Annotated in this window: 11 protein-coding genes and 1 pseudogene; 4 read left to right on the forward strand and 8 right to left on the reverse strand. The window is 50.0% G+C overall.

Features of this window, described 5'->3' with window-relative positions:
- From EDM54_RS24085 to EDM54_RS24095, 3 genes are all read left to right on the forward strand, one after another.
- A partial coding sequence (locus EDM54_RS24085) for an anaerobic carbon-monoxide dehydrogenase catalytic subunit (RefSeq protein ID WP_459553708.1) occupies window positions 1-476 on the forward strand: 476 nt, incomplete at its 5' end.
- 330 nt (window positions 477-806) lie between these two features.
- On the forward strand, window positions 807-1490 hold the full coding sequence (locus tag EDM54_RS24090) for a Crp/Fnr family transcriptional regulator (protein ID WP_029098764.1): 684 nt from the start codon (window positions 807-809) through the stop codon (window positions 1488-1490).
- Between the two features lie 322 nt (window positions 1491-1812).
- The gene (locus EDM54_RS24095) at window positions 1813-2205 is read left to right on the forward strand and encodes a DUF488 domain-containing protein (RefSeq protein WP_122958948.1); all 393 of its coding nucleotides are present in this window, start codon (window positions 1813-1815) and stop codon (window positions 2203-2205) included.
- An 11-nt stretch (window positions 2206-2216) separates the two neighbouring features.
- Here the strand turns inward: EDM54_RS24095 and EDM54_RS24100 are convergent, their stop codons facing one another.
- The 3 genes from EDM54_RS24100 to EDM54_RS24110 all read right to left on the reverse strand — a co-directional run bounded on the left by EDM54_RS24100 (window position 2217) and on the right by EDM54_RS24110 (window position 4109).
- Window positions 2217-2528 carry a cupin domain-containing protein gene (locus EDM54_RS24100; RefSeq protein ID WP_065066653.1) on the reverse strand — a complete coding sequence of 104 codons (312 nt, stop codon included), beginning with the start codon at window positions 2526-2528 and terminating at the stop codon, window positions 2217-2219.
- Between the two features lie 28 nt (window positions 2529-2556).
- Window positions 2557-3102 (reverse strand): hemerythrin domain-containing protein, encoded by a 546-nt coding sequence (locus EDM54_RS24105; protein ID WP_122958950.1) that lies wholly within the window; start codon window positions 3100-3102, stop codon window positions 2557-2559.
- Window positions 3103-3824: 722 nt separating this feature from the next.
- Window positions 3825-4109 (reverse strand): hypothetical protein, encoded by a 285-nt coding sequence (locus EDM54_RS24110; protein ID WP_122958949.1) that lies wholly within the window; start codon window positions 4107-4109, stop codon window positions 3825-3827.
- Between the two features lie 71 nt (window positions 4110-4180).
- Between EDM54_RS24110 and EDM54_RS24115 the strand changes: the two are divergent.
- Window positions 4181-4494, forward strand: a pseudogene (locus EDM54_RS24115) (IS3-like element ISBth8 family transposase); the annotation flags it as partial.
- Between the two features lie 73 nt (window positions 4495-4567).
- Here EDM54_RS24115 and EDM54_RS24120 read toward each other — a convergent pair.
- The 5 genes from EDM54_RS24120 to EDM54_RS24140 form a co-directional block, all read right to left on the reverse strand.
- Window positions 4568-5797, reverse strand: coding sequence for an MFS transporter (locus EDM54_RS24120; protein WP_029098758.1), 1230 nt, complete (start codon window positions 5795-5797; stop codon window positions 4568-4570).
- 12 nt (window positions 5798-5809) lie between these two features.
- The gene (locus EDM54_RS24125; RefSeq protein WP_029098757.1) at window positions 5810-6640 is read right to left on the reverse strand and encodes a GNAT family N-acetyltransferase; all 831 of its coding nucleotides are present in this window, start codon (window positions 6638-6640) and stop codon (window positions 5810-5812) included.
- Window positions 6637-7416 carry a thioesterase II family protein gene (locus tag EDM54_RS24130; RefSeq protein ID WP_035289354.1) on the reverse strand — a complete coding sequence of 260 codons (780 nt, stop codon included), beginning with the start codon at window positions 7414-7416 and terminating at the stop codon, window positions 6637-6639. The genes EDM54_RS24125 and EDM54_RS24130 overlap by 4 nt, the downstream gene beginning before the upstream one ends.
- Before the next feature lie 421 nt (window positions 7417-7837).
- Window positions 7838-9775, reverse strand: a complete 1938-nt coding sequence (gene asnB, locus EDM54_RS24135; RefSeq protein WP_029098756.1) for an asparagine synthase (glutamine-hydrolyzing) — start codon at window positions 9773-9775, stop codon at window positions 7838-7840.
- Window positions 9776-9799: 24 nt separating this feature from the next.
- Window positions 9800-12725 (reverse strand): condensation domain-containing protein (locus EDM54_RS24140; protein ID WP_183189183.1); only part of this gene is annotated, 2926 nt, incomplete at its 5' end.

The following is a 12725-nucleotide window of genomic DNA, read 5'->3' on the forward strand; positions in this document are numbered from 1 at the left end:
TTTTAACAGTGCCGTTCACAATCGCCGGTTGTGATGCCCCTGGAAAGGGTGGAAATTACTATCGGGAGTTGGCTGCGTCGCTTCCAAATGATACGGTCATTTTAACCACCTCCTGCGGGAAATTTCGTTTTAACGATATTGATTTTGGAACCGTAGGAAATACAGGCATCCCACGGTATATTGATCTGGGGCAATGCAACAACTCCATCTCCACGGTAAAAATTGCGCGCGCGTTGGCGGACGCTCTCCACTGTGACATCAACGAGCTGCCGGTCAGCATTGTACTGTCCTGGTTCGAGCAGAAAGCGATTGCCATTTTGCTGGGATTGTTCAGCTTAGGAATCACGGACATACGGATTGGTCCGAAGGTTCCGGAATTTTTAACCCCAGGTGTAGTACACTTCCTGCAAAACACGTTTCATCTCAAGGTAATTGGGGACCCGCAAGAAGATTTGGCTGACATGCTGGCGAAATAACTTCCGCTGTACGGCATGAAATGTCATGACCGTGCACCATGTTATGCGGGGATGTCCGACGAAACCGTATCGGTCTCTTTCGCAAACCCATGGTGCACGCTTTTCTTTCCATGGCTTGAAAGGTCTGCTGTCACCGGATTCTTTCTCTATAGCTTCATCGCCGCCGCCTCCAGGCAGACGGCCCCCCATGGCGTTTCCCGACTCCTTGACCAGCGAATGGCAAGTCACCATGCGACCTCCATCCGGAGGTTCTCCGTTCCTTGCATGTCGCTTCAAAAAGGTCGCTCTGATCCGTTATAATGGAAGAAATTACGTGAGGAAGGACTATGTATGAGAAATGGGGATTGTTTGCAGCAGGTTCCTTTATTCCGCGACTTGAACCGACAGGAACTGGCCCGCGTCGAAGAAATCACCATGCATCGCTTGTTCCGAAAAAAGACGACCATCTTTATGGAAGGAAGCGAAAAAGAAGCGGTCTTTTTCATTCAGGACGGGCTTGTCAAAGCCTACAAAACCGACGAGGAGGGCCATGAACAAATCGTATCGCTGCTGCAGACCGGAGATATGTTTCCGCATACCGGTTTCTTTACGCAAACGCCTTATCCGGCGACGACGGAAGCCCTTGTGGACACTCACGTCCTGACAATTCCCGTCCACGCTTTTGAACAGCTCATCTTGTCGATGCCGTCGATTGCCATCAAGGTCATCGATGTCATGGGGGCCAAAATTCGCGAACTCCAGCAAAAACTTCAGCAGTTTACCGGTCACGACGTGCACGGCAGGATTGCTTTCTTTCTGTTGCAATTGGCAGATAAACACGGAGAAGTGAACGATTCCCGTGTGTACATCGAGTTGCCCATGACCCATCAGGAGTTGGCCAATGCGATCGGTTCATCCAGAGAAACCGTAAATCGGTTGGTCAATCAACTGAAAAAGCAGCGAATTCTTGACACACACCGTTCGGGCATCATCATTTTGGACAAGGATGCGTTAAAACGATGGGGTGAACAGTAACCGTTGCTGCCACATCCCCCTGTCTATTCCTCCATGCAGGTCACGGCGTTCACACCCATGGTTTACTCGCTACACATACAAAGGGGTGGAAAAATGTATTGGGAGACGCTTCCGAATTGGTTTTGGCGAAAAAGCAAGATATCGGTTCAACGTAAACCACACAAAGACCTCGATGTGAGGTCTTTTCCATTCCCGTTTCGATCTTGTGCTGCTGCACGTTTCTTGGCTTGGGCACCCTTCGTTCATTTCGTGGTTCCGTCGTGTTATAATGGACTTGACGCAAACAATGTACGGCAAGTTAGGAAAGAAGGCTGATTGTCCAATGGTGCACCAGATATCGGTAAAACGAATTTACGACCCGCCCTCCCCTGAAGACGGCGTCCGCATCCTGGTTGACCGGTTTTGGCCGCGCGGCATTTCCAAAGAGCGCGCAGCGGTCGACGCGTGGATGAAAGACATCGCCCCGAGCTCCGAACTCTGCAAGTGGTTCGGCCACCGACCGGAGCGGTTTGCCGAATTTACTGAACGATACGAACGGGAATTGGCGGAAGATCCGATCCGGAATGAACTCGCCGATCGGATATGCGGCATCGCGGTTGAAAAAAACGTCACCCTGGTCTACGCCGCGAAAGATGCCGTCCACAACCAAGCCATCGTTCTCCAGCGCTGGCTGACCCGCCGGTCCGAACGGGGAGAACGCGAGCGGCAGGTCTGAAACGATTCCATTTATGGTTTGAACATCGAATGAGCTTCCGGGCTGGGTGTCAGCACCAGAACGACCACACTGTCTTCCAATGCTTCGATAGAATGCTCGACCTGCTTCTCAAGGCTGATCATGCTGGCAGCAGCCAGTTCCACTTCTTCATGGGCGGTAAAGCGGATGGTTCCCTGCAGCACAAATAGCAGAATATCGCTCGACGTCTTGTGTTTCTGTAATCTCTTTCCTTTTGGAAACGAGAATTTCACGACTTTCGACACCCCATTATCCAGCATCGGCCGAATAAAGGTTTCTTCGAATGACAGCGGGTATCTCTTCATTCTTTCATCTCCTGCCAATCAACATCAATCAGGATAGCAGCACACGGCTGAGCTTGTCCTTTTCTTCCGCGCTCAGCATGTTCTCCGCCATCGGAAACAGCACGTTCTCTTCTTTCGTGAAATGATCCGTTAAAACGGCATGGGCCTGCAGTGCATAGGAAGCGATCTCTTTCGCGCGTTCAGCATCCACCGGCTCCTTCACGTGTTCCATCGCTTCTTTGAACGTCTTCAGGTTACGCTTGGCCAGTTCGTGTTCGTATTCCATCACGGCAATCGGCCCCACCTGCCTGCCGATATAGTTCGCCATGAGCGGAAAAAGGGCTCCCTCTTCCCGCTCGGAGTGAGGGTCGAGCTCCCGGACAAAGGCATCCACCTTTTCTTTCAGCTCGGCAAGCTGCCGGCTCCAATCCGTTTTTGCTTGATCCATTCCAATTTGGGCTGCCAACTGGGCAAAGGCATTCATTTGTTCCCTGAGGGGGCCATGCTCTCGTTTCAACTGGGCCAGCGGTTCGCAAAGTGTCACGTGTGCATGGCTCCCCGACATCATGCTGCAATGATGGGGCACTTGGCTCATGCGAATCACTCCTTCGTTTCCGGTTTCCTGCATCTCGAGTATACATCCGAGCCGTATGGAAAAACTGTGACGGGCATCACACTTGTTTTTTCCAAATGGGACCAATTTATCGGCATATGACTGCATGCATAGGGAACAACCTGGTGAAGCCCCATACCAGTCCCTTGATCAGGCGTGAACATGGTTGTTTGCGGTCGACTGTTTTTCGTACGATCGGCCTGTTTGCAAACCAAGCATGATAATCGCAACTGACGAATGGCCTCCCGGGTTACTCGCGGTGTCGCGCGCGGAGTCATCGAAACAGCTCTTCTCTTATCCCCTGATAGCTCCACTCTCTTCCAAACACTAGCAAACAGCCTCGTACTTCGTATCCTCACGATAACGAGTAAAGATCTGTTCCTTCCATTTTTTCCACATTTTCTTTTTCATAAAATTTGATATTCCAACGACCCAAGTCGATCTGCAATCCTACGGAACTGGTTACAAAATGCATTGACTGCTGAGACCAGGTTGCCCTCTCGTCGGTCATCTTCGTAGATGCCTGGTGTAACTCCAATAAATCAGTCGGTATGTGGATTCTGTTCCTTTTACTCCGCGGAAGAACATACAATACCCTTTCCACCCCCAGACGACCGATGAACAATCTTACAGAACGTTGTCCCTTACCGCCGTAGCCCGCCTAATCTTAGACGGTTATCTGAAGCATTGGCAGTGCCTAACGCTTACCTTGGTTGTATTGAGAACCTTCCGGAACAAACATTAAGCCAGCGACGTGCTGTCAAAATTACCCAAGCATTTCCCCTTTTATTGTCATCCTCAACTTCCATACCCATACCACCAATTTCATTCTCGACAATGGAGATATCACTGTCGGCACCCGTGGCATCAGCATAGGCTTCCTCGGTATCCCAGTTTACAACCCATCCGTCATCGGTACCATTAACCAATTCGGTGTCATCCCATTCATAGTAGTAGTCAACTGTAATCCTAATGTCTCTCTCCTCCAAGGAGAGAGTCTGCGATGAAAATGGGGAATTTTCAACCGATTCTATTGGGGATTTTATCGCTGATCTTCACACGCAGGCTGATGCGCGAGCTGGGAATTCATTCCGTTATCCGCAAGAAACGGCCATATGCAGGTCGCAAACCATCCGTAGTCTTTCCGAATGTCCTCAACCGTGAATTTACAGCAGAAACCATTTTGAAGAAATTTGTGACTGACATGACCTATATTCGAATTGGTCATGATTTTGTCTATTTGTCGGGTATTTTAGACCTCATTCCTACCAAGGATTTCAATACACAACTAAATCGTACAGGGATCTACTCGAGGAGAAAGAACTTATGGGAAGCCATTCAAGACGCGGGAATTGCTTTGACAACGCATCGCTTCCAGAAAAACTCGGCGACCTCTCCCCGGTTGAATTCCGAGAAGTGATCGCCGTGTAGACGGGGCTATGACACGTTAGGTAGTTGTCTGCGTCTCTTTTTTCGAAGCGAGATTATTCTGAAGTAGTGGAAGGACCGTGCTCATACCAGTAAAGAACAGAAGACCAGCAAAGATGTAGATGGAGGTGATCGAAAGCAAGTCCTTCAACCAGCCAGAAACGCACATCATCAAAACCATCATTCCCATAAACAAGGGGTTTAGGAAGCCGTTGACCCGGCCTAGATATTCCTGGCCCGTCGTACTGACGATGATCGCGCTAATACCAATGTGAATCATTGGTTGAAACAAGCCGTAGACAATCTGAGCTGTAAAGGTAAGCATAACGGACTCAGAAAAACCAATAACGATCAGACTTATTGAATCCACCAACATACCCAGTACCAATAGTTTTTGTGGAGTAATCCTGTTTCGAAGAAGCATGACCAATACGCTACCCAATAAGGTGGATACTCCAGACGCTACCATTAGGTACATTACACTTTCTTTTGGCAAGAACAACTTCTCCATAATAACGAATACGGCGAGCGGCTGGATCATTCCGACCGCCAAGCCGGCAAACATGTAGCAAGCACCCATGATCTTTAACTCAGGCTTGTACAAGATGTAACGAAATCCATCCATGACATCCCTAAACATACTATGATTAGTTGACCGAATCACTTCCTCCTCGTCTCGAGGAATAGTGGACAGTGCTAGAGAAGAGAATAGAAACATAAGTGAAGTAATGGCAAGCGAAACAAAGATGCCAAATCTCTCATACACATATGCCCCGACTGCTGGTCCGATTATCATAAACATCGACTGGAGTGTCTGGAACATTGCCAGCGCTGATTGTAGCTTATCTGAAGGTACGTGCCTTTTGTATAATTTCATCGTTGAAGGTTGTGAAAACTGCGATAGGATCGACGATGCCAGAGTCACGACGTAGACGATCTCCCAGATCCCGATCTTCAACGTCACCAATACTAGAAGGACGAAGAGAGAGGAGAGCATGTCACAGATCACCATTGTCTTCTTCGGTTTCCAACGATCAGCCAACGTTCCCCCAATAAACGAAAACAAAAACATCGGAGCGTACTGGGCTACCGATATCATGGTGACAGCGAACGCGTCGTTATTCGTCTCCTTCAGAACGAACATTAGGACTGCGAAGTTACGCACCCAAATCCCTATCTGTAGAAAGAACACCGACATAAGAATGGAGCGGAGGAACGCAATCCTAAAAAGAAAGAAACTATTTTTCATATTGTTCTCTCCTCATGGACGCTCGACCCAAATTGATTTAGTATAAGCAATTTGCATACCAATACGCTGCATGTTTTGCTGACTCACGCTACCGAATACGGCTTGTCCTATAATCAAGTCACATCCTCCTTTACGTGCATCGGCAATACGCCTTTGGATCAGGGCCATATGGCATCCCTTACGTCGCATCTCCGGAACAGTGCACGCAGCCGCAAGATTCCCCACTCCATCCTCCATATAGAGAACACCAATCCCCGCCGCTTGTCCGTCTACAAAGGCGATGTAGAATTTCCAGCCGGGCCGACCATGAAGTACACGGTTGTTGTCTGCGATGCCTGTACTTAGAAGAGCGGGCAAACCAAATCCCTTAACGTAAAGCTCACCGAAGAGCCCGAACTCATCTTCATTTACCTCAAAAACCTCAATTTTTTCAGCCAACGTCAGACCTTCCACTGGGGCACCCCCCTGCTCTTTGGGTAGGACGCCGTAGAGTACTGTGTGAAAACCTGCTTGGTAGAAGCCACGATCGGCCAGGCGGCCAAATAGTTCCGGCGTTACGTGACCGGGTATTAGTTCAAAACGGCAGGGAATACCTTGCTTACGAAACGCTTGAATAATCTCATCCACATGGTCTACATCACTTCCGGTGGCTCCCAAAACCTTGTTGAAGCTCGGCCCGGGGATACCTTTGATGGTGAACAGGGAAGCACCTCCAATTCGCCTGATCTCTACTCCCATCGGGTTGCCTTGCCGTTCCCGTATGGCCGTCAGACGAGACCGAAGTGTTTTGATTTCCGCTTCTTCCACTCGAAGAGCCAGATCGAGCGTCATCACCCGACTCATATTGTCATCCCCTTTCTATAAATGAATGTCAAGAGATCATCCTGTATTACCCGTAACATGTCTTTACTTTTTTGGTGAAGGAAAAAATGGTCTCCTTCGTACATTCGTACGATGCCCGGACCCGTGACCAATTCCCGCCAAGCTTCCAAATCTTTCATCGGGATTTGTTCATCCCGTAGACCACCGAAGACAGTGATTGGACAGCTTAGGCGCGAACCCGGACGGAAACGATACGTGTCGCAAACTTCGAAGTCTGCTCTCAAGATCGGTTCGTACAACTTCATCAGCTCGCGGTTCTCAAGCACCTCCTTGGGTGTACCGTTCAAATCATACAACTTCTGTATGAACTGTTGATGCGGGAGATTGTAGATTGTAGGAGAATTTTTCTCGACTTGAGGAGCTGCTTTTCCAGAAACGAAGAGATGGACGGGATGCGTTCCATATCGCTTAGCTAGTTCGCGTGCCAGCTCAAAGGCGATGAGCGCCCCCATGCTGTGACCAAAAAAAGCAAACGGCGTGTTCAGATAGGGATTTATCGCTCTCGACAGCCCAGCCACCAACTCGTCAATCGATCGACAAGGCGATTCTCGAAAGCGCTTTTCACGCCCCGGAAGCTGGGCGGCGAGCAATTCGATCTCTGGCAACAATTCTTCGTGCCAATACCGGTAGATAGTGCTACCCCCTCCTGCATAAGGAAAGCAGAAGAGTCGCAGCTTGGGCCGTTGTTTCGGTTGATGGCAGACAAACCAGGAAGGTTCCTTTGATAAGAGCAGCATGTGGCTCCCTCCTTAGGGGGTATCTTCATTGGATCAAAACTTTCGAAGAATAAAGGAAATCCTCTAAATTTCGCCATTGTCGCGCCGGTATCATCAGTGGATCAATGATTCGAGCGTCCTGGCACTTGATTTGCATGATCTTGGAGAGCAGATGAAATTCAGTGCATCCGAAGATCCAACCGGCGATAAAAACCTCGGCTCCGGCTGCCTGCAGGTGTTTCCTCGCGATTATCAGGCGTTGGATGACCTCATCCTCTTCCTTGGAAAAGATAAAAGCGGTTCGGTCTGGAACGCTCGGAGATTTACTTGATAGATGGTGTTTACAAATTCGGCGGAGGCGAAAGGACCCATACCACCAAGTATGCCAGCCAAGTTACTTGTCATGTGATGCTACCTCCTAATTACGCCCATAATTACATTCCTACGAATGGGCTGCTAACTGTTTAGAGATATAGCACTTATGCAGGATACAGGTGGACACGAGCAACAGCATTATGGAGTCGAGGTTAATGCGTGTTCGGTAATCCATCTTCGGAATGTTGTCCAGGAGGACCTTGATCGCCACCGGATTAATAAAGGGAATTTCCTGCACGAGTTGGCTTCGCAACGTGTCTTGAATCAGTTCAAACAAAGAGTTTTTAGGGTCCAACGTCGAGTGGGGCGCGGTGAAGGGCTGCTTTGGTCTGCGGTAAACAGTTTCTGTGAGATACGGTTTGGCAGCTTCTCGCAGTGCGTATTTCTCCTGCAGTTCGCATATAAGCATGTTCGTCGGCAGGCGGCGAACTACCTCAAACAGTTTGTGGTCGAGCAACGGCATGCGTACTTCCACGCCATGTGCCATTTCGAGACGGTCAGCGAAAAGAATCTGATTTGGTAGTAGCGATTTGTTCCAGAGATACAAGCCCTGCAAGATCGGAGACCGGTTGGTTAGTTGCCCATCGACATCGATGCTGTCTAGCAGGGATTTCACTGGGTCGAAGGAGAGAAACTTGGACAGAAAGCTTTGGTTAAGAAGAGATTTTAACGGTGCTCGGCTGACCTCCATCGCCTGGATCCAGGCCGGGGTCGATCCGATGACCTGCCTGCATACCTTCAGCGCCTGGGTGGTCTGTGACGGAAAGAGAACATCACGGAACGCCGGATTCCGCAGGCTCAGCTCTTCAAGTCGCTGCCGCTGACTCTGCTCACTTAGACCGTCTTCGTTGCTTAGTACATAATCCAGACGGGAGTAGATGTAGCCAGCGAACAGTTCGTCCGCCCCATCACCGGAGAGGACCACGCGGTAGCCCTGTTCGTGTACCGCTCGGCTTTGGAGGTATCGTGCTACCCCGTGAGCATTGTGCCCAAGCGTCTCACTGTGCCAAACAGCCTGTTCTATGTGTGCAGCGAAGTCATCCTGCTTTAGCTCGATGGGCACGTAGTCTGCTCCTATCCATTCGGCTGTCTCCTTGGCGACTCTGCCCTCATCATACGCTTCGTGATCGAAGGTCACGGTAAAAGCCCGGATCTTCTCCGGGAATTGTCGAACGGCGATGCCGAGAACGGCCGAAGAATCGACCCCTCCGCTCAAGAAACAGCCGACAGGCACGTCAGCCTTTAAGCGCAGGCATACCGACTCCTCCAGTACATAGCGGAGTTCTTCCAAGTAGTCTTCTTTGGAGCGGGCAGGGTCTACCTCCTCTCTCGTCGGGTAGTCAAGGTCCCAATACGGTTTAATTTGTACACCTTGACTGTCTGCGATCAGGAAGTGCCCGGGCGGAACTTGGCGGACACCTCTAAACAGCGTACGTTCCTGATCCATGCACAAGAAAAGGTGCTGGTAGTATGACTGCTGATCCCATTCGGCCTGGATGCCCGCTGCAAACAAGGCTTTCATCTCGGAGGCTAAATACAGGATCTCGTTCTTCCACGCGTAGAACAAAGGTTTGATGCCGAAGCGATCTCGAGCGGCGAACAACTTTTGCTCCCGGTCGTCCCAAAGCAAAAACGCAAACTCACCCCGTAAATACTCGAGACAGCCAATCCCCTTCTCTTCATAAAGATGAAGGATGATTTCGCTGTCGGACTTTGTCTTCAGCATGTGGCCTCGCCGCTTCAGCCCCTCTCGGATGCGCTCGTAGTCATACAGTTCGCCGTTCACCACCAGATGCAATTGTTCATCTTCATTGGACAGAGGCTGATCGCCCGTTTCTAAGTCGATAATGCTTAACCTTGTATGCCCCAATCCAATACGGCTGTGGGTAGACACCCACAGCCTTTGTTGATCGGGACCTCGGTGACGTAAAAGATTTGTCGCACGATCAAGTGCATTTACGGAAATCGGCCGTTCTCTCGAATACATCCCCACAATACCGCACATAAGGAATCTCCCCCCTACTAAATCTCAACTCATACTCAGACTCAACGGATCCGACATCGATACAAGGACGTTGCGTATTCCCCTGAATGGAGCGCGTCCATGTGCCATCAGCATGTTGTCGAGCAGCATAATGTCCCCTTGTTGCCACGGGAAGCTGATGCTGACCTGGCGATACGCTTCCCGGATTGATTCAAGCACGTCTTCTTCTATTCTCGTGCCGTCCCCGTAATAAGCGTTGCGTGGGAGTTCTTCTTCCTTAAACATCGCCGCAAGCGAGTGCCGTACTTCCGGCTGAAGATTGGAGACGTGGAAAAGATGGGCCTGGTTGAACCACAATTTCTCCCCCGTTTTCGGATGAACGGAGACTGCCGGTCGAACCTGCCGCGTGCGGAGACGGTTCTCGTCTATCCATTCAAACTCGATGCTCTGTTTCCTGCAGTACGCTTCGACTTCAGCTCGATCGTTTGTCTGGAAGGCTTCCTGCCACGGTAGATCCAATCCGAATCCATAATTGCGTACGTACATGACCTGCTTCCGCTCGAATGTCTCACGAATCTTCGGATCGATCAACTCATACACCTTTCGGCTATCCCCGATCGGTGTTTCCCCGCCGACCTGTGCAGCTGTGTGGCAGTAGAACCAAATCTTCATCGGCCAGACTGACGAGTAGGAGTTTTCGTTGTGCAACGGAATGTGTTGGTCCTCCGGATATTCAGTGGACGTGTAGACGTTTCCGCTCACTTGTCTACGCGGTGTTGAGCGCTCCTTGTATTCAAGCAACTCGGTTGACAGCGATTGAACAAGATTTTGGAAATCGTCCATCGACCGGATGGTGAATCCACGAAGCCGAACTACTCCATACTTCGTCAGCAATTCTTCAATCTCGGGCTGGCGGGTCTTGAGCCATTTGATCTCGTTCAAGTCTTGTACATCTGGCTTAATAATGAGAGGCAGGTTTTGTTCCCACTTATTCGGAAGGCGAATGTCTGCGGTTACCACTTGTACTTTTTTGGGTCTCATGCTCAACAGTCTCTTGCGTTTCTCAGAATCCAACTGTCTATATTCCATATTCTTCCTCACTACCTCCTCTTCAATAAGAGTGTTAACCACGGTCTGAATATTTGCTTCCGGCTGATTCGCGAGTCCTTCGGCAATTCGGTGAAACCCGACCACCATCTCTTCCACAGTTCGGTCTTCAAACAGTTCAGCGTTATACTCTAAGAAGCCGGTGATCCCCTCTTCCGTATTGACCAGTTGCATCTCCATCTCGAATTTGGCTGTTCCCCGGTAAATATCCAGTTGACGCATGGACAGACCTGGAAGGTCCAGCGAACGATGAGGCTTGTTTCTAAGACCAAAGACAACTTGGGTAAGAGGTGACTGGAGCTGTTGACGGTCAACGACTAACTGCTCCACTACACGTTCGAACGGAACGTCCTGATTGGCAAAGGCGTTTAGGGCCATTTTCTTTACCCTTCTCACCAGTTCGAAAAAGGTCGGATTGCCCGAGAGGTCACTTCTCAATGCCAAGGTGTTCAAGAAAAGCCCGATCATTTGCTCGGTCATTCCCCCTTGGCGGTTGGAGATGGAAGTGCTAACGACGATATCCTCCTGCTTCGTATATCGATAAAGCCAAGTGGTAAAGACGGCGAGCATCGTCATGAACAGTGTTGCTCCTTGCCGATTTCCAATCTCCTGAAGCTTGGAGGAGCATTCCTTGGACAGGCGTACACTCTTACGTGCTCCTTTGAACTTGCGACTACCTGTGCGCGGACAGGAGATCGGAAGATTCAGCAAGGTGAGAGGACCCGCGAGATGCTGTTTCCAGTAGCTCAATTGCTCGGTTTCTACCTCCCCCTTTAACCACTCTCGCTGCCAATATGCGAAATCTGTGTATTGGACGGACAATTCAGGTAATTTCGGGTCCTGTCCAGCAACGGCCGCCTTATACAACTCCACCATCTCGTTTAAGAACACTTCAATTGACCACGCATCGGAGATGATATGGTGCATGGTTATAACGAAGATGTAGTCTTTCTCCCCTAGGCAAAACATTTTAAACCGTACAAGGCTAGGTTGTTCCAGCTGGAAAGGAATCCTTACTTCCACTTCAGCAAGCTGCATCGCTACTTCTAAGCGTTTCGACTCCAGCTCGTTGCTCAGGTCAACAATTGGCATTGGTAGCGTCAAATCCGGGGAAATCACCAGTTGCGGTTCTCCAAGATGGCTCTCAAACCCGGTACGCAGCACTTCGTGACGTCGGACGATCTCGTTCAGGCAATCGTGAAAGATCTCCAGATTCAGGTTTCCTGTGAGCCGGATCGCAACCGGTATGTTATAGGAGGAATTGCTTGGGTCCGCCTTGCAAAGGTACCACAACCGCTGCTGGGCGTACGAGAGCGGCAGCTTGCCTCCTCGTGGCACCTTGACGAGCGAAGGGCGTTCTTTGAGCCCGCGAACGCATTTCGCCTCTTCGATTATCCGGGCTAGACTTGCAACGGTCGGCTCTTCGAAGAAGCGACGCGGGGAGATCTCCACGGAGAAACGTTTATTGATCCTTGACATTAGTTGGATGGCGATCACTGAGTCGCCGCCAAGATCAAAGAAGTTGTCGTCCGCGTTCACATGATCTAGGTTCAGCATTTTTTTCCACACTTCAGTCAATTCCTCTTCAGTCTTGGTTAGGGCGGGTCCGGTTTCACTGTCTTTCCCAGGTTGGAACTGCGGTTCAGGTAACAACTTCCGGTTCACCTTACCGTTTGGCGAAAGTGGAACAGCGTCTATTGTCATAATCAACGAAGGGATCATGTAGGACGGCAACCTGTCACGCAAATATCCTTGAAGTTCGGCGGTAACATCGGCAATTGGCCGGTTGAGCACTACATATCCGACCAAACGCTTGTTGCCGTGTTTTTCTCCGATCGCCTTTACGACAACGTTTCGTACCGCA

Source organism: Brevibacillus borstelensis (genome assembly GCF_003710865.1).
GTDB classification, from domain to species: Bacteria; Bacillota; Bacilli; order Brevibacillales; family Brevibacillaceae; genus Brevibacillus; species Brevibacillus borstelensis.

Coding starts and splice junctions, on each gene's coding strand:
- EDM54_RS24090 (WP_029098764.1), top strand. CDS start 807: ATGAGAAATGGGGATTGTTTGCAGCAGGTTCCTTTATTCCGCGACTTG.
- EDM54_RS24095 (WP_122958948.1), top strand. CDS start 1,813: ATGGTGCACCAGATATCGGTAAAACGAATTTACGACCCGCCCTCCCCT.
- EDM54_RS24100 (WP_065066653.1), bottom strand. CDS start 2,528: ATGAAGAGATACCCGCTGTCATTCGAAGAAACCTTTATTCGGCCGATG.
- EDM54_RS24105 (WP_122958950.1), bottom strand. CDS start 3,102: ATGAGCCAAGTGCCCCATCATTGCAGCATGATGTCGGGGAGCCATGCA.
- EDM54_RS24120 (WP_029098758.1), bottom strand. CDS start 5,797: ATGAAAAATAGTTTCTTTCTTTTTAGGATTGCGTTCCTCCGCTCCATT.
- EDM54_RS24125 (WP_029098757.1), bottom strand. CDS start 6,640: ATGAGTCGGGTGATGACGCTCGATCTGGCTCTTCGAGTGGAAGAAGCG.
- EDM54_RS24130 (WP_035289354.1), bottom strand. CDS start 7,416: ATGCTGCTCTTATCAAAGGAACCTTCCTGGTTTGTCTGCCATCAACCG.
- asnB (WP_029098756.1), bottom strand. CDS start 9,775: ATGTGCGGTATTGTGGGGATGTATTCGAGAGAACGGCCGATTTCCGTA.